Below are 16,220 nucleotides of genomic sequence, written 5' to 3' on the forward strand. Positions count from 1 at the left end.
TTAATCTAAAGTTGCCGCCGATAGAAAACAGCTCCGCCTGCAACTTGCACTGATGAACGTTGTCGAAGTTACAGCTAATTCAGGAGATTGCGATGATCTTAACCCGTACTGTGAGTAAAAAGCTGTTAACGCTGGCAATCGCAAGCAGCGTGTTGGCGCTCTCTGGTTGTGTGACCATTCCGGATGCTATCCAAGGCACCAGCCCAACGCCGGTCGATCGACTGTCAATGGTGCAAAACGCGCCGAAACAGTTTACCGGTGCGGAGGCACGCTTCGGCGGTACCGTGGTTGCGGTGGCTAATGAGCGTGGGCGTACCATACTGGAGATTGCGGCGGTGCCGCTGGATTCTGGCGCTCGCCCGATATTGGGAGAACCTTCGCAAGGCCGTTTGCTGGCCTCGGTTAACGGCTTCCTCGATCCGGTCGACTTCAGAGGGCAACTGGTCACCGTGGTTGGGCCGATCACCGGCCTACGGGACGGTAAGATTGGTATGACGCCTTACCGCTTTGTCACCATGGATGCGACCGGTTTCAAGCGTTGGCGCATCGCTCAGCAGATTGTGATGCCACCACAGCCTATGGGGCCGTGGGGCTGGCATAATGGCCCATGGGGCCCAGGTTGGGGCGGGGGTTATGGCTGGTATAATCCAGGTCCGGCACAGGTGCAGACTTTCGTTACGGAGTAAGGACGCAGATCTGAGGCTTCGGCAAGTAGGATGGTTTTTATACTTTAGGGCGGCTTAATGGCCGCCTTAACTTTTTTTGTTGTGCGGTTGCGTCGGCAATTAGTGACGTACATCGCAACCTGAATATTGTTTAAAACCCAAACTGGTACGCTGAGTTAAAATATTGTTAAAGTTTGGCTGCAATTTTGGGGGCTACGATGATAATTAGTAATGATTTCAGGAGTAATAGCTTGGAAAAGGTCTGGTTAAAACGTTACCCGGCGGATGTTCCGGCGGAAATCGATGCCGATCAATACTCATCCCTGATCGAAATGTTTGAGAATGCGGTTGCCCGTTACGCGGATCAACCCGCCTTTATCAACATGGGTGAGGTGATGACCTTCCGCAAGCTGGAAGAGCGCAGCCGAGCGTTTGCCGCCTACCTGCAAAACGAGTTGGGGCTGAAGAAGGGCGACCGCGTGGCGTTGATGATGCCCAACCTGTTGCAATACCCGATCGCTCTGTTCGGTATTTTGCGGGCGGGGATGGTGGTGGTTAACGTCAACCCGCTGTATACCCCCCGTGAGTTGGAACATCAACTGAACGACAGCGGTGCCAGCGCGATTGTCATCGTTTCCAATTTTGCCCATACCTTGGAAAAGGTGGTGTTCAAAACCCAGGTTAAACACGTCATTCTGACCCGTATGGGCGATCAGCTTTCCGCAGCCAAAGGCACGTTGGTCAACTTTGTGGTGAAGTACATCAAGCGGCTGGTGCCCAAGTACGACCTGCCGGATGCCATCTCGTTTCGCAGTGCGTTGCAGCGTGGCCGCCGCCTGCAATACGTGAAGCCAGATATTATCAATACCGATCTGGCATTCCTGCAGTATACCGGCGGCACTACCGGCGTGGCGAAAGGGGCGATGCTGACCCACCGCAACATGCAGGCCAACCTGGTACAGGCCAAGGCGGCTTATGTGCCGTTACTGCGTGAAGGGCAGGAGTTGGTGGTTACCGCTTTGCCGCTGTATCACATCTTTGCGTTGACGGTGAACTGCCTACTGTTTATCGAGTTAGGCGGCCGTAGCCTGCTGATCACCAATCCACGTGATATTCCGGGCTTGGTGAAGGAGCTGGCAAAATATCCGTTCAGCGCCATGACCGGGGTAAATACCCTGTTTAATGCGCTCTTGAACAATGAAGATTTCCAGAAGCTCGACTTCTCCACGCTGCGGCTTTCCGTTGGCGGAGGGATGTCGGTGCAGAGGTCGGTGGCGGAAAAGTGGGAAAAGTTGACCGGCCATCATTTGCTGGAAGGCTATGGGCTGACGGAGTGCTCTCCACTGGTCTCTGGCAACCCGCATGATTTGAAACACTACAGCGGCAGCATCGGCCTGCCGGTGCCATCTACCGATATCCGGTTGGTGGATGATGACGGTAAAGATGTGCCGGTCGGTCAACCCGGTGAACTTTGGGTCAAAGGGCCGCAAGTTATGTTAGGCTATTGGCAACGCCCTGAGGCGACGGACGAAGTGTTGCGCGATGGCTGGCTGGCGACCGGGGATGTCGTTACCGTGGATGATGAGGGCTTTATCCGCATCGTTGACCGTAAGAAAGATATGATCCTGGTTTCTGGTTTTAACGTCTATCCGAACGAGATCGAAGAGGTCGTTAGTCAGCATCCGAAAGTGCTGGAATGTGCGGCCATCGGGGTACCCAGCGATGCTTCGGGTGAAGCGGTGAAGATTTGTGTGGTGAAGAAAGATCAGACACTCACCAAAGAAGAGCTGCTAACCCATTGCCGTCGGCACCTGACAGGGTATAAAGTGCCAAAAATTGTTGAGTTCCGTGACGAGTTGCCGAAGTCGAACGTCGGCAAGATCTTACGACGGGAACTGCGTGACGAACAGAAAAAGCCCAAGGCTGCGGATGCCGCCTAGGCTAATCGTTACTGCTCCTTTTCAACAGCGCCGGTGAATAGCCGGCGTTGTTGTGTTTGAATCATGAAAACGACCAAGAGAATGATGTTTTGAATTATCAGTTGATCACTACCGACGCCGGATTGCAGCAGGTCTGCGAGCAGGCAAGAAACTACGCCCAGGTGGCGCTGGATACCGAGTTCGTCCGCACGCGTACCTATTATCCGCAGTTAGGCCTGATCCAGTTATATGATGGTGAACAACTTTCCCTGATCGATCCGCTCCCCATCAAGCAGTGGCAACCCTTTATCGACCTGCTGGCCGATACTGCCGTCGTGAAATTCCTGCACGCTGGTAGCGAGGATCTGGAGGTGTTTCTAAACGCTTTCAAGACGCTGCCGACGCCGATGGTCGACACCCAAATCCTGGCGGCCTTCAGCGGCCATACGCTGTCCTGTGGCTTTGCCAAGCTGGTGACGGAGTATATGCAGGTCGATCTCGATAAGAGTGAATCGCGTACCGACTGGCTGGCTCGGCCATTGACCGAGCGCCAATGTGTTTATGCCGCGGCTGATGTGTTCTACCTGTTGCCAATGGCCAAGCAGCTGGTGCAGGAGACCGAAGAGGCGGGTTGGACCGCGGCAGCCGATAACGAATGCTGTTTGCTCTGCCAACGGCGCAGTGAGGCGCTGGCGCCGGAATTGGCCTATCGCGAAATTACCAATGCCTGGCAGTTACGTCCGCGCCAGTTGGCTTGCCTGCAAAAATTGGCTGAATGGCGCCTGCGTCAGGCGCGCGAACGCGATCTGGCGGTGAACTTTGTGGTGCGTGAAGAGAACCTGTGGGCCGTGGCGCGCTATATGCCGGGTTCACTGGGTGAACTGGAGGCGCTGGGGCTGAGTGGCCCGGAGATCCGCTATCATGGCAAAACCCTGGTGGCGCTGGTGGCGCAAGCGAATGCTCTGGAAGAATCAGCCTTGCCGGCACCGTTGAGTAACCTGGTCGATCATCCTGGCTATAAGAAAGTGTTCAAGGAGATTAAGGCTGCCATTACGTTGGTGAGTGAGCAGAGTGGCCTTAGCGTCGAACTGCTGGCTTCGCGGCGGCAGATTAACCAGTTGCTGAATTGGCACTGGAAATTGAAAGAGAGCGAGTCGCTGCCTGAGTTAATCAGTGGTTGGCGTGGTGAGCTATTAGCCGCGCCGTTGCAGGCGATCCTACAGGATTATTAATCGTTAAAGATCAGGCGGGGCAGTTTAAATCAAACTGTTCCGTTTCATCTCGCTAAAAATAAAGCGAAGAAAATCTTAATCGCCAGCATTCACCATAAAGAAAGTGGTGTCAAAAAGAACTGAGAGTTGTCTCAATAGCGCGGAGTTTTTATTTTTGCGGGCGCGTTTATAACTGGACGAATATACAGTGACCCCCTGTATAAAAATATACAGGAGGCACTCATTGCATCGCAATCATTTAGGTGTTTCTTCCGATTCCGGTAGCGTCACGTTAAGTTCAAGTACCGAAATATCGTCCCCTTTCTGCTCGAATTGCACGTGCAGCATTTCGGGGTCGATCTGAATGTATTTACAAATTACCGCTAGAATATCGCGCTTTAAATCAGGCAGATAGTGGGGTTCGCTGTCCCCACGACGACGTTCTGCGACGATAATCTGTAGCCGTTCCTTGGCTACACTGGCTGTTGATTTTTTGCGGGACAGAAAGAAGTCTAACAGAGCCATGGTTTATCCCCCAAAAAGGCGTTTCAGGAAGCCCTTTTTCTCTTCTTCGATGAAGCGGAACGGGCGTTCTTCCCCTAACAGGCGGTGAACGGTATCGTCATAGGCCTTACCGGCATCGGACTCACTATCAAGAATAACAGGTTCACCCTGGTTAGAGGCACGTAATACCGACTGATCTTCCGGGATCACGCCAAGCAGCGGGATACGCAGGATTTCCAGCACGTCTTCCATGCTCAACATGTCACCACGGCTGACGCGGCCCGGGTTGTAACGGGTTAGCAGCAGATGTTCCTTGATCGGGGATTCCCCTCTCTCGGCACGGCGCGATTTGGAAGCCAGAATGCCCAGGATACGGTCGGAGTCACGTACTGAAGACACTTCCGGGTTGGTGGTGATGATGGCTTCATCGGCAAAATACAGCGCCATCAAGGCACCGGATTCGATCCCCGCAGGTGAGTCGCAAACCACAAATTCGAAGGCCATCTCGTCAAGATCGCTGAGGATTTTTTCCACGCCTTCACGGGTCAGTGCGTCTTTGTCACGGGTTTGCGAAGCGGGCAGAATGTAGAGGTTGTCGGTGCGCTTGTCTTTGATTAACGCCTGGTTCAGCGTGGCGTCACCTTGGATAACGTTCACGAAATCGTAAACTACCCGGCGCTCACATCCCATGATGAGGTCAAGATTACGCAGACCGATATCAAAGTCGATCACCACGGTTTTCTTGCCATTCTGGGCCAAGCCGGTCGCAATGGCCGCACTTGATGTGGTCTTGCCAACGCCCCCTTTACCCGATGTAACAACAATAATGCGTGCCATGAAATGGATTCCTTGTCAAAAGGGCTTAATTTAAAGGTTGTATGGTTAAAGCATTATCCAACAGGCTGAGCCTTGCTGCCTGCCCGAGGTACTCGGACGGGATTTGATCGCTCAACCAGTACTGCCCTGCGATAGAGACTAGCTCAGCACCCAGGTGCGTGCAAAAAATCTGACACTGGGTATCGCCAGAGGCGCCAGCCAGTGCACGGCCACGCATGCTACCGTAAATATGAATATTGCCGTCGGCAATCAGTTCGGCACCGGCGCTGACGCTATTGGTGACGATCAAATCGCTGTTACGGGCGTAAATCTGTTGACCTGAACGGACAGGAGTACTGATGATGCGCGTTTTGGCTGGAGCATTATCAGGCACTGGCGCTTGCGGGGCCGCCTTCTGGCCTTTGCCTTCATTGAGCAGTGGCAAACCGGCGCGGGCGATGGACCGTTTCTGCCGCTCATCTTTGCAACCGCTGATGCCGACCACGCGCAGCCCAGCCGCAGTGACAGCCCGTTGAATTTCTTTCCAGTCTGCGTCGCCGTTCAGCGTTGCAACATTAATAACAACAGGGGCATTTTTGAGAAAAGCTGGCGCTTGTTCCACCTTTTCTTGCAGTGCCTGGCGTATTACCTCGGGTTCGCAATTATGTAAATGAACCACCGATAGGGTAAAACTGCTGCCTTTTAGCTCAATTGGCGATTGTGACATCTATCCTGACTCAGTCTCAGCAACTTAAATCCCCGGAATACCACTCGGGGTGCGATATTCCGAAGTACTATAAGCATGTTATAGTCAGAGTTATATCCAGGCAAGACGCTGCCTCAATTAAATAGAGTTTTAAAAATGTTTTGTGTCATCTATAGAAGTGCCAAGCGCGATCAGACTTATCTTTATGTCGAAAAAAAAGACGATTTCTCTCGGGTGCCGGAAGATCTGATGAAAAGTTTTGGCACTCCGCAGTATGCCATGATGCTGTCGCTCGATGGGCGTAAGAAATTGGCCTCAGCGGATATCGAGAAGGTGAAAGAAGCCCTAAAACAGGAAGGGTTTTATCTGCAGTTCCCACCGCCAGTGGAAAACCTATTAAACCTTCATTTGTCTGACGCCAAAAAATAACCGGGCGTCGATTTTCAACCCTGTGTTAACGCCAGCTTTTAAGCATCATCTGCATCTGGCGGCAGGTTGTCACAGGTAGGGAAAATCATGAAGAAGATGTCGATGATGCTAACGCTGCTCCTTTTGGCTGGCTGCGTTAAACAGGTGGCGGCGGCTCCCGCGCCAGCTACGCAGCCAACCGGGAGCACGCTGGCAGAAACCGGGCGTGATCCGGCGGAGTTCCCGGCCTATGTGGAACAACTGAAGCGGCGTGCCATCAAGCAGGGTATACCTGCGGCTACCGTTGAGAAAGCCTTTGCCAACGCGCATTTTGTCGATCGGGTGATTAATGCCGATCGCAATCAGTTAGAGAAGAAAATCACACTGGATGATTACCTTAGCCGTGTGCTGCCCGCGTGGAAGCTCCAGCGGGGCCGCGAGATGCGTCAGCAATATCAGCCACGGCTGGCGCGAGTGACGGCGCGTTATGGCGTCCCAGAACAATACATTGTCGCGCTATGGGGTTTGGAAAGCGCCTTTGGCAAGATACAGGGTAAGGAAGACGTCGTTTCTGCGTTGGCGACGCTGGCGTTTGAAGGCCGGCGCGAAGCGTTCTTTACCAAACAGCTGATGGCGGCCTTAAAGATTATTGAGCAGGGCCACGTTGATGCGGGCAACCTGAAAGGATCCTGGGCGGGGGCGATGGGGCAGAGCCAGTTTATGCCAACCTCGTTTTTGACCTATGCCGCTGACGGGGACGATGACGGTAAAATAGATATCTGGAATAATCTTGACGATGTGTTTGCCTCCACCGCCAACTACCTGGCTACCGAAGGCTGGCAGCCTGGGGTTGGTTGGGGCCGTGAAGTCAAACTGCCCGCGCAATTCAATGCTGAACAGTTGGGGTTGAAAGACGCCCAGGGGCATCGCGAGGAACAGTGGGCGGCTAAAGGGGTGGTGTTAGCGGATGGTTCACCTTTACCAGCCTCTGGCTTGCGTAGTTGGGTGATTGCTCCAGATGATATGCAAGGACGCGCATTCCTGGTTTATGATAACTTCCGTACTCTCATGCACTGGAATCGTTCGTATTATTTCGCGATCAGCGTGGGAATGATGGCCGACGGTATCGGTCAATAGGTCGGTAACTACCAGGTGCCTGTCATGGCACCCCGTACGTATCATGGGCTGAGGTTATCTGGCCCCTACACTGTGGTTGGGAGAGGCGGTATGTATCAACATAGAGACTGGCAAGGAGCGTTGCTTGATTTCCCGGTAAGCAAAGTGGTTTGCGTAGGCAGCAACTACAGCGATCACATCAAGGAGATGGGGAGTGTCACCCCGCCTGAGCCGGTGTTGTTTATCAAACCTGAAACGGCATTGTGTGATATTCGTCAACCGGTAGCGATCCCCAAGGGGCTGGGGTCGATTCATCATGAAGTCGAGTTGGCGGTGCTGATTGGCACCCCGTTAAAGCAGGCCAATGAAGATCGCGTGGCCCGTGCCATTGCAGGTTATGGAGTGGCGCTGGATTTGACCTTGCGTGATCTGCAGGCAGGGTTCAAGAAGGCGGGTCAACCTTGGGAAAAAGCCAAGGCATTTGATGGCTCTTGCCCGATTTCCGGCTTTATTCCCGTGGCTGAATTTGGCGATCCGCAAAATGCCGAGCTGTCTTTGTCGATCAATGACGAACTGCGCCAGCAGGGCAATACTCGCGATATGATCAACCCCATTTTGCCGCTGATTGCCTATATGAGCCGTTTCTTTACGCTGCGTGCGGGCGACATCATTCTGACCGGTACTCCTCAAGGGGTTGGGCCAATGGTTTCCGGCGATATGCTGAAAATCTCGCTTAACGGTAAGACCCTGAGCACCCGAGTGATTTAATCCCGCTTTATTTTTCTGCCTGTCGGGCCTTCTGGGTGTTGCAGGCAGAAACCTCTTTGGTACCTTACACTGTAACTATCCACGTTGGATGTCGTTGCGGCAGGCAGGGGCAGCCGGGGAAACGTTTCCTTTTGCGCTGAGTGTCTATATAGTGTGCCCCCTTGAACCTGCTTGCAGGTGGTTTGTTCATTTACCTATTTTCGGAAGTCGATATGTCACAACTCCCTTTTTGGCAACAGAAGACGCTGGACGAAATGTCTGAGGCAGAGTGGGAATCGCTGTGCGACGGATGTGGGCAATGCTGTCTGAACAAGCTGATCGATGAAGATACCGATGAGATTTACTTCACCAACGTGGCCTGCGATCAGCTCAATATCAAATCCTGCCAGTGCCGCAACTACGAGCGCCGCTTTGAGTTGGAAGAAGACTGCATCAAGCTGACGCGCGAAAATCTCACCACGTTCGACTGGCTGCCGCCAACCTGCGCCTATCGCCTTATTGGCGAGGGTAAACCCTTGTTCGACTGGCACCCGTTGGTCAGCGGATCAAAAGCGGCAATGCACGGTGAGCGCATTACCGTACGCCATATCGCGGTGCGTGAAAGCGAAGTCGTGGATTGGCAGGACCACATTCTCAACAAACCTAGCTGGGCCAGGTAAGTGATGGTATGTGTAAATAAGCTAATTAGCTGTATTGAATAGTGTTACAGGTGGGAGTCATGCAGAACGCCGACACGCCGTGAACCCGTCCATGGGGGCTCGTAAACGGCCGGTTAACCTGCAATGACTCCCACCTGTCTTAAGCTTAAGGTGTCGCGGTATTAAAGGCTGTCTGGGCAGTAGGCTTATCGCACCACCAAGACCGAGGTTTTGGCATACCTGACGACCGATGATGCCGTTGTGCCAAGCAAGAAGGTAGTGATACTTGGTCTGCGTGAACCGACAACGATCAAATCGGCGTTGATCTCATCTGCAAAATTCAAAATCCGATCCCGTGGCGCGCCAATCTCTACCGAACAGTGCACTCGGCCTTCCGGAATATCAAACGCCGTCACGGCTTTCTTTAACTCCGCCAGCGCAATCTGTATCCGCTCATCATCGCTGGGCAGCAAGCGCTCTGGGTGAGACAGCCCATATTCATAATAAGAGAGCATAGGGGAGAGTACGGCGAAGAAATGGATATGCGGGTAATCGATTTTTGCCAGTGAATTAATCGTGGGAATGACTTTCTGTGTTAACTCGATTTCAGCCAAATCAATGGGCGCTAATATAGTCTTGTACATACAACCTCCATAATGAGTAGGTGATGTGCATACTACTGCGTGATTAATATACCAAATTTGCTGCCCAAATGGGGTGACACAGATCGAAGTTATGGCCGATCCAGCGAATAACCTGCGGATCGGCTGAAAAGCCAGGCTTTCTATATCAATGGCTTGTGTAACAACTCTTGCAAGACGTTCAGCGGCGCATGCTGCGGGGTTTTCATGGCACTCACCGGTAAAATAAAGGTCTGTTCCAGCATATACTGCCCGGCCATGGCGGCATGGGGGGTTTGATCGGAAAAACAGATCCAGCTGCTTCCTGGGGGGAATTCAACCGCCTGCTGGGGGCCGCTTTCCTGGTAGTCTTTATCTGCCTTCATCGCATCGTGCATTTGCAGCATCAGGTGATCGTAGTGACTACGGCGCGTTTTGGTAATGCCAACTTTATCCTGCAACCAACTGGCAAAGGGCGAGTAACGCTTCAGGCGTGGCAGAAAACGTTGCGCCAATTCCGGGAACGGCTCCCCGACGCGCCACTGGCGGCTTTCACCATGAGGGTTGATGTTGGTGAATATGCGTAAAATACGGTTGCCATAATTGGGGCGCGAAGGGAACGCATCCACATGCAGGCGGCGGTCGTCCTTGCGCCATGAGGTCGTTGCTGTCCAGGCGGATATCGGATGCAGGCGCAGGCTATTGGTGGGCATTTGCACTGCGTGCCGATATTCGGGCAGGACGGAATTGATTAAATGCTGGCAGGCTTGATAGTGCCGAGCCAGTAATTTATGTACCGCTTCGCGTTTGGCCTCAACCGCAACTCCCGTCAGCTTTTGCTGTTCTGGCTGGTAGCTAATATTTTTGCGTTTTGGATCGACCAACTCTGGGGTGAGTAAGGTTTTTTCCGCGTCGGTCAGATTAAAGGCCAGATGAGGGAAATAGAGCACCTTGCCGCTTTCCAGCTCGGCTACGGCATCCAGAGTAGCAGAGGAGGTAGCATTCCAGTCTAAATAGGGCAGCGTCGTGATGGTTGATTGCAGATTGATTTTATTTTCTGACATAGTGATCCCTTGCTCAAAATACCCTGTCTATCTTATTGGCTGCGACTGTTCAGTGGTTGAGCGCCTGCAACCTTGGTAGACGTAGGCGTTTTATCATGCAGAGCATAGCCGAAATAGCGTGCTAACCGGGTGGTCAGGTTAAACAGAAGTTAAACGAGAGGGTAAATAAATCAGGGCGGATGAGGGGCGTGGCTTATATATGTCATCATTTTATTAGTATCCGCCCTAAAGTATTAATGCGGTGAATGAAAAACGGCCAATCAGTGATTAAGTGTAGCCAATATATCTGTGCTTGAAAGGGATGAATTGCCAAAGATTGGGCGATATATCGGCGGGGAAACGCAACAAAACTTAATGTTATGTAAATTACGTCGTAATCGCCTGGTGGACGCTTCTTTTTAAACAAAATCTTAGGTAGCTTGTCGGCACCTCCGCCTGTGATGAGAATGTGATGATGAAGATGGTACGCCTGTTTGCCGTGGCCGGAGTACTGATCGTGCTCGTGTATTACTTTACCCATACCTGATGTTGCTTGCCTACCACACACGATGCCATTGATTATCCAAACGGGCGCAGCATGCAGCGGCCCTACTCGGTAAACCTGGTGACAGGGTGTCAGTAGCAATAAAAAACGGCGCCCTAAGGCGCCGTTTTTGCGATGTTTTAGCGTTAGCGGCCAAACAGATCGCGTTTACGCTGGCGGACAAATTGGCTGAGCAGAACCACAATCCCAATAAGCAAATAGGCAGCAAAAATCCCCACCAGCCACTGTGGCATTTCCAACGACAGGAACTGCCACTGACGCACCGAGCAGTCACCCGAAGCGTGGAACACCGCAGGCGCCCATTTGTCTAGCGGCAGCCAGGATGGGAAGCTGACAAAGAAATCACAGGTATTAAACGGCGATGGATGCAGCTGGATCATCGTGTGTTTCCAGGCTAACTGCAGGCCTTCCCAGGCGCTGTATATCCACAGTAGGATCGCCACATAGCGTAGCGGCGACTTTGGTGCCAATGCACCAAGCAGCGACGCTCCCAAAATCCCGAACAGCGCGACACGTTCGTAAATACACATTACGCAAGGCTGTAACAGCATCACGTGCTGAAAATAGAGGGCGGCCAACTCCAGTACCAATGCAGTCAGAGCCAACAACAGCCAAGCACCGCGCCCCTGCGAGCAGCGGTTAAAGAATTGCAACATATCTATATTCTTCCATGCAGTAAGCAATTGAACCGGCAGTGTAAACCAATTCATCCCCGCTGCCAGCTATCTAACGACGATTCAGTGAAAAATATCGTCGTTTGTAGGGACGGTTATGGCGGCTAATGTGCAGCGATAGGAGCCACCGCGTCAAGCGGTAGCGGCATTAACCACTGCCATTGGGTAAACAGGTCCGTTACCGGTGCCAGGGTATGTTGCACACACAGCAGGCCGACCAGGGTCAGCACCACCGTGTAAGGCAATGCCATCCAGACCATACGGCCATAAGACAGACGTACCAACGGTGCCAGGGCTGAGGTTAGCAGGAACAGGAAAGCAGCCTGCCCGTTGGGTGTAGCCACCGAAGGCAGATTGGTGCCGGTGTTAATCGCTACCGCCAACAGTTCGAACTGTTGCAGTGAGATTGCTCCGTTCGCCAGTGCCGCCCGAGCCTCGTTAATGTAAACCGTACCGACAAAAACGTTATCAGAAACGGAAGAGAGCAGGCCGTTGAACAGATAAAACAGGGAAAGCTGTGAGCTCGGCGGTGCCTGTAGCACATAGTGGATCACCGGAGTAAACAGTTGCTGTTCAATGATCACTGCCACAACGGTGAAGAACACCGTCAGCAGCGCGGTAAAGGGCAGGGCTTCCTGGAAAGCCTTGCCGATCGCATGCTCATCGGTTACGCCGCACAGTGAGGTTGCCAAAATGATCACCGAGAGGCCAATCAGGCCCACCTCCGCCAGATGGAAGGCCAAGGCAATGACCAACCAGAGGCCGATTAACGCCTGTACCACCAACTTCATCTTTTCCTGGCGGCTACGCTTGGCCGTTGCCTGGCGATCGAACTCTTTTAGTACGCTACGCACCTGTTCCGGCAGTTTGGTGCCATAGCCGAATACCGCAAAACGTTCCACCAGCAGGCAAACCAACAGACCACAAACGAACACCGGCAGCGTGACGGGGGTCATGCGCAGGAAAAATTCGCCAAAGCCCCATCCGGCGCTTTTGGCGATGATCAGGTTCTGCGGCTCGCCCACCATGGTCATCACGCCCCCGAGAGCGGTGCCTACGCCCGCATGCATCAGCAGGCTGCGCAGAAAGCCGCGGAACTGTTCCAGCGTCTGTTTATGGTCGGCATCTTCCAGGCGACTATCGTCACTAATATCGATTTTCTGATTTGAGGCGACGTTATGGTAGATCGAATAAAAACCCGTGCCGACGCTGATCACTACCGCCACCACGGTCAGGGCATCCAGGAAGGCAGAGAGCAGTGCAGCGGCAACGCAGAAGGACAGCGATAACAGCATCTTTGAGCGGATGTTCAGCAGCAGTTTGGTAAACACAAACAGCAGCAACTGCTTCATAAAGTAGATGCCTGCCACCATAAACACCAGCAGCAATAACACCTCAAGATTACTGGCAATTTCCGCGCTGACGTGTGCGGGGCTGGTCATGCCGATCAAAACAGCCTCAATGGCCAGTAGTCCGCCGGGCTGTAGCGGGTAGCATTTCAGCGCCATCGCCAGCGTAAAGATAAACTCGATAACCAGTAGCCAGCCTGCCACGAAAGGGCTGACCAGGAAAAACACCAAGGGATTGATCACCAGAAAACTGATGATGGCCAGTTTGTACCAATCGGGGGACGCCCCGAGAAAGTTCTTTACCAATGCCGAGCGTATTGTCATATCCATGCTTGTTTTTGCGAAACCTTAAAGTGAGTTGGCTCGTCATACCCTAACAACGGCAGTGGGGCTGATGCAAACAAGGAAGCCCTAATAGCCTGAAATTTCGGCGAAGTGGTTTTTTTCATCTTTTTGCCAGCTTATGCACACTTTCGTTTATTGTTTTTGGCTCGCGCTATGTGATGCCCCGGCGATCTGGTATGATCTGCCGATTACAATTACTGATTATCGTCGTTACGGAACATCAAACACATGGTTATAAAGGCGCAGAGTCCTGCCGGTTTCGCGGAAGAGTATATTATTGAAAGTATTTGGAATAACCGCTTCCCTCCCGGCTCTATTTTGCCCGCGGAACGTGAGCTTTCAGAACTGATTGGCGTCACGCGCACCACATTACGTGAGGTTCTGCAGCGACTGGCCCGTGATGGCTGGCTGACTATTCAGCACGGCAAACCGACCAAGGTGAACAATTTTTGGGAAACCTCCGGCCTTAATATTCTGGAAACCCTGGCACGGCTCGATCACAACAGCGTACCGCAGCTGATCGATAATCTGCTGTCAGTGCGGACCAATATTGCCTCGATCTTTATCCGTGCGGCGGTGCGTAACCACCCGGAGCAGGCGCAGGAAGTGTTGGCGAAAGCGGCGCTGGTTGACGATCAGGCGGATGCCTTCAACCAGCTCGACTATGAAATTTTCCGTGGCTTGGCCTTTGCTTCGGGCAACCCTATTTATGGCCTGATCCTCAATGGCTTGAAAGGGCTGTATACCCGCGTTGGCCGTTATTATTTCTCCAACCCGGAAGCGCGCAAACTCGCACTGACCTTCTACAACAAGCTGTCTAGCCTGTGCCATGAGAAGATGTACGATCAGGTGATGGATTGCGTGCGTAACTACGGTAAAGAGAGTGGGGCCATTTGGCAGAGCATGCAGGGCACTATGCCAAGCGATCTGACCGAAGCGCGTCGTTAATTCGCGTTATTCACGTAATCAGAGAGTTGAAGGGGCGCTGCATGCGCCCCTTTGTCATATTGCTGCTTTATAACGCGTTGGGTCTTGGTGGGCAGCGATCCAGCAACTCAACGCTGCCATCTTCGTTTTGCTGCTCCAGAATAATGTCGAACCCCCACAGACGATGCAGATGCTTCATCACCTCTCGGCGGCTTTTATCCAATGGTGCCCGGTCCTGTGGAATATAGCGCAGCGTTAATGAACGGTCGCCACGCAGATCCACATTCCAGACCTGAATATTGGGCTCGTGGTTACTCAGGTTGTACTGAGCCGACAGCTCCTGACGTATCGCCCGGTAGCCCGCTTCGTTATGGATCGCTGAAATCTCCAGGTAATTGTTGCGATCGTCATCCAGCACGGTAAACAAGCGGAAATCACGCATCACCTTTGGTGACAGGAACTGGCTGATAAAGCTCTCATCCTTGAAGTCACGCATGGCGAAGTGCAGGGTATCCAACCAGTCCTTGCCGGCGAAATCCGGGAACCAGTAGCGATCTTCTTCGGTCGGCGACTGACAGATCCGTTTGATATCCTGGAACATGGCAAAGCCAAGCGCGTACGGGTTGATACCGTTGTAGTATTGGCTGTTGTACGGTGGTTGGTAGACCACATTGGTATGGCTATGCAAGAACTCGAGCATAAAGCGATCCGTCACGCGCCCTTCGTCATACAGGTGGTTAAGGATGCTGTAATGCCAGAAGGTGGCCCAGCCCTCGTTCATCACCTGCGTCTGTTTTTGCGGGTAGAAATACTGGCTTACCTTACGCACGATGCGCAGCACTTCACGCTGCCAGGATTCCAGCAACGGGGCGTTTTTCTCCATAAAGTAGAGAATGTTTTCCTGCGGCTCCCGTGGGAAACGCACGGCCTGTTCCGGCAGGGCTTCGCGATCGACTCGCGGCAAGGTTTTCCACAGCGAGTTGACCTGACTTTGCAGATACTCCTCACGGCTCTTTTGGCGGGCTTTTTCTTCCACCAGCGAGATTTTTTGTGGCCGTTTGTAGCGATCGACCCCGTAATTCATCAGCGCATGGCAAGAGTCCAGCAGCTTTTCTACTTCTTCCACGCCATAGCGTTCCTCACACTCGCTGATGTAATGGCGGGCGAACAGCAGATAATCGACGATCGAACTGGCGTCCGTCCAACTGCGGAATAGATAGTTATTTTTGAAAAACGAGTTGTGCCCATAGCAGGCATGAGCCATAACCAGTGCTTGCATGGTGATGGTGTTTTCTTCCATCAGATAGGCAATACACGGGTTGGAGTTGATCACGATCTCATAGGCCAACCCCTGCTGGCCATGCTTATAGCGCTGCTCGGTTTCGATGAACTTTTTACCGAATGACCAGTGGGTATAGTTGATCGGCATCCCGACGCTGGAATAGGCATCCATCATCTGCTCGGAGGTGATGACCTCGATCTGATGCGGATAGGTGTCGAGCCGGTAATGTTTGGCAACCCGGTCAATCTGTTCCAGATATACCTGCAACAGGTCGAATGTCCAGTCCGGTCCATCGCTCAGACGTTTATCTTCCTTAACCTTTTTCTGTGTCGAAGTAGTCATCAGCGCACCCTCGTTATGAACGGCGTCGGCTCTTTTGGCAGACCCTTTAACAATGATAGTCCAAGTCGTAATAAATCGTTTGAAATCATCCGTGCTGAGCACTGATAACCACTTGGGGTAGCTACGCGTAAGCCAGCTTTGCGGCCTGTGGCGGCACTCAACCAGGCATTCGAACCGTGAGGCAGAGGAAACTGATGTGTAATGGTCATGGTTGGAATTATTCGCCTGAAGTATTTAATTTAAAAGATTTATATTCTGCAATGCGTAGGTTGTCATTGCCTGTACAACTGGAGATTTTCGCTGATGTGTTCGGGGGATGAAT

General features: G+C 52.5%; 16 protein-coding genes. 8 read left to right on the forward strand and 8 right to left on the reverse strand.

Annotated features, from left to right (window positions below; translation table 11 throughout):
• Nucleotides 1-95 precede the first annotated feature (95 nt).
• From IMQ33_RS10885 to rnd, 3 genes are all read left to right on the forward strand, one after another.
• A complete protein-coding gene (locus tag IMQ33_RS10885) occupies nucleotides 96-686 on the forward strand; it encodes a Slp family lipoprotein (protein ID WP_065685845.1) in 591 nt (196 codons plus the stop codon).
• A 230-nt stretch (nucleotides 687-916) separates the two neighbouring features.
• Nucleotides 917-2,605, forward strand: a complete 1,689-nt coding sequence (gene fadD / locus IMQ33_RS10890) for a long-chain-fatty-acid--CoA ligase FadD (protein ID WP_065685654.1) — start codon at nucleotides 917-919, stop codon at nucleotides 2,603-2,605.
• 89 nt (nucleotides 2,606-2,694) lie between these two features.
• The gene (gene rnd / locus IMQ33_RS10895) at nucleotides 2,695-3,816 is read left to right on the forward strand and encodes a ribonuclease D (protein ID WP_065685846.1); all 1,122 of its coding nucleotides are present in this window, start codon (nucleotides 2,695-2,697) and stop codon (nucleotides 3,814-3,816) included.
• Nucleotides 3,817-4,050: 234 nt separating this feature from the next.
• Here the strand turns inward: rnd and minE are convergent, their stop codons facing one another.
• From minE to minC, 3 genes are read right to left on the reverse strand one after another with little or no spacing between them, the layout of a single operon-like run.
• Nucleotides 4,051-4,320: a cell division topological specificity factor MinE gene (gene minE, locus IMQ33_RS10900; RefSeq protein WP_021181173.1), complete on the reverse strand. Its 270-nt coding sequence runs from the start codon at nucleotides 4,318-4,320 to the stop codon at nucleotides 4,051-4,053.
• Nucleotides 4,321-4,323: 3 nt separating this feature from the next.
• Nucleotides 4,324-5,136, reverse strand: coding sequence for a septum site-determining protein MinD (gene minD, locus IMQ33_RS10905; RefSeq protein WP_065685655.1), 813 nt, complete (start codon nucleotides 5,134-5,136; stop codon nucleotides 4,324-4,326).
• A 25-nt stretch (nucleotides 5,137-5,161) separates the two neighbouring features.
• Nucleotides 5,162-5,842, reverse strand: a complete 681-nt coding sequence (gene minC / locus IMQ33_RS10910) for a septum site-determining protein MinC (RefSeq protein WP_098930891.1) — start codon at nucleotides 5,840-5,842, stop codon at nucleotides 5,162-5,164.
• 135 nt (nucleotides 5,843-5,977) lie between these two features.
• Here minC and IMQ33_RS10915 point away from each other — a divergent pair, with 135 nt between their 5' ends.
• The 4 genes from IMQ33_RS10915 to IMQ33_RS10930 all read left to right on the forward strand — a co-directional run bounded on the left by IMQ33_RS10915 (nucleotide 5,978) and on the right by IMQ33_RS10930 (nucleotide 8,772).
• Nucleotides 5,978-6,250 carry a YcgL domain-containing protein gene (locus IMQ33_RS10915; RefSeq protein ID WP_021181176.1) on the forward strand — a complete coding sequence of 91 codons (273 nt, stop codon included), beginning with the start codon at nucleotides 5,978-5,980 and terminating at the stop codon, nucleotides 6,248-6,250.
• Nucleotides 6,251-6,346: 96 nt separating this feature from the next.
• Nucleotides 6,347-7,366 (forward strand): lytic transglycosylase domain-containing protein, encoded by a 1,020-nt coding sequence (locus IMQ33_RS10920; RefSeq protein ID WP_370572644.1) that lies wholly within the window; start codon nucleotides 6,347-6,349, stop codon nucleotides 7,364-7,366.
• Nucleotides 7,367-7,456: 90 nt separating this feature from the next.
• A complete protein-coding gene (locus tag IMQ33_RS10925) occupies nucleotides 7,457-8,113 on the forward strand; it encodes a fumarylacetoacetate hydrolase family protein (RefSeq protein WP_024486626.1) in 657 nt (218 codons plus the stop codon).
• Between the two features lie 212 nt (nucleotides 8,114-8,325).
• Nucleotides 8,326-8,772 (forward strand): YcgN family cysteine cluster protein, encoded by a 447-nt coding sequence (locus IMQ33_RS10930; RefSeq protein WP_021181179.1) that lies wholly within the window; start codon nucleotides 8,326-8,328, stop codon nucleotides 8,770-8,772.
• A 185-nt stretch (nucleotides 8,773-8,957) separates the two neighbouring features.
• Here the strand turns inward: IMQ33_RS10930 and IMQ33_RS10935 are convergent, their stop codons facing one another.
• From IMQ33_RS10935 to nhaB, 4 genes are all read right to left on the reverse strand, one after another.
• Nucleotides 8,958-9,395, reverse strand: a complete 438-nt coding sequence (locus IMQ33_RS10935) for a universal stress protein (protein ID WP_065685658.1) — start codon at nucleotides 9,393-9,395, stop codon at nucleotides 8,958-8,960.
• 140 nt (nucleotides 9,396-9,535) lie between these two features.
• Nucleotides 9,536-10,435 (reverse strand): Kdo hydroxylase family protein, encoded by a 900-nt coding sequence (locus IMQ33_RS10940; protein WP_161711653.1) that lies wholly within the window; start codon nucleotides 10,433-10,435, stop codon nucleotides 9,536-9,538.
• 669 nt (nucleotides 10,436-11,104) lie between these two features.
• A complete protein-coding gene (gene dsbB / locus IMQ33_RS10945) occupies nucleotides 11,105-11,635 on the reverse strand; it encodes a disulfide bond formation protein DsbB (protein WP_021181182.1) in 531 nt (176 codons plus the stop codon).
• A 122-nt stretch (nucleotides 11,636-11,757) separates the two neighbouring features.
• Nucleotides 11,758-13,332 carry a sodium/proton antiporter NhaB gene (nhaB, locus tag IMQ33_RS10950; RefSeq protein WP_196062450.1) on the reverse strand — a complete coding sequence of 525 codons (1,575 nt, stop codon included), beginning with the start codon at nucleotides 13,330-13,332 and terminating at the stop codon, nucleotides 11,758-11,760.
• A 243-nt stretch (nucleotides 13,333-13,575) separates the two neighbouring features.
• Between nhaB and fadR the strand changes: the two genes are divergently transcribed.
• Nucleotides 13,576-14,295 (forward strand): fatty acid metabolism transcriptional regulator FadR, encoded by a 720-nt coding sequence (gene fadR / locus IMQ33_RS10955; RefSeq protein ID WP_021181184.1) that lies wholly within the window; start codon nucleotides 13,576-13,578, stop codon nucleotides 14,293-14,295.
• 67 nt (nucleotides 14,296-14,362) lie between these two features.
• Here the strand turns inward: fadR and IMQ33_RS10960 are convergent, their stop codons facing one another.
• Nucleotides 14,363-15,898 carry a SpoVR family protein gene (locus tag IMQ33_RS10960; protein WP_065685847.1) on the reverse strand — a complete coding sequence of 512 codons (1,536 nt, stop codon included), beginning with the start codon at nucleotides 15,896-15,898 and terminating at the stop codon, nucleotides 14,363-14,365.
• Nucleotides 15,899-16,220 lie beyond the last annotated feature (322 nt).

Origin of the sequence: Serratia sp. Res13-Sevr-LER1-36-b, assembly GCF_015673035.1 — a bacterium.
Taxonomy (GTDB): domain Bacteria; phylum Pseudomonadota; class Gammaproteobacteria; order Enterobacterales; family Enterobacteriaceae; genus Chania; species Chania fonticola_C.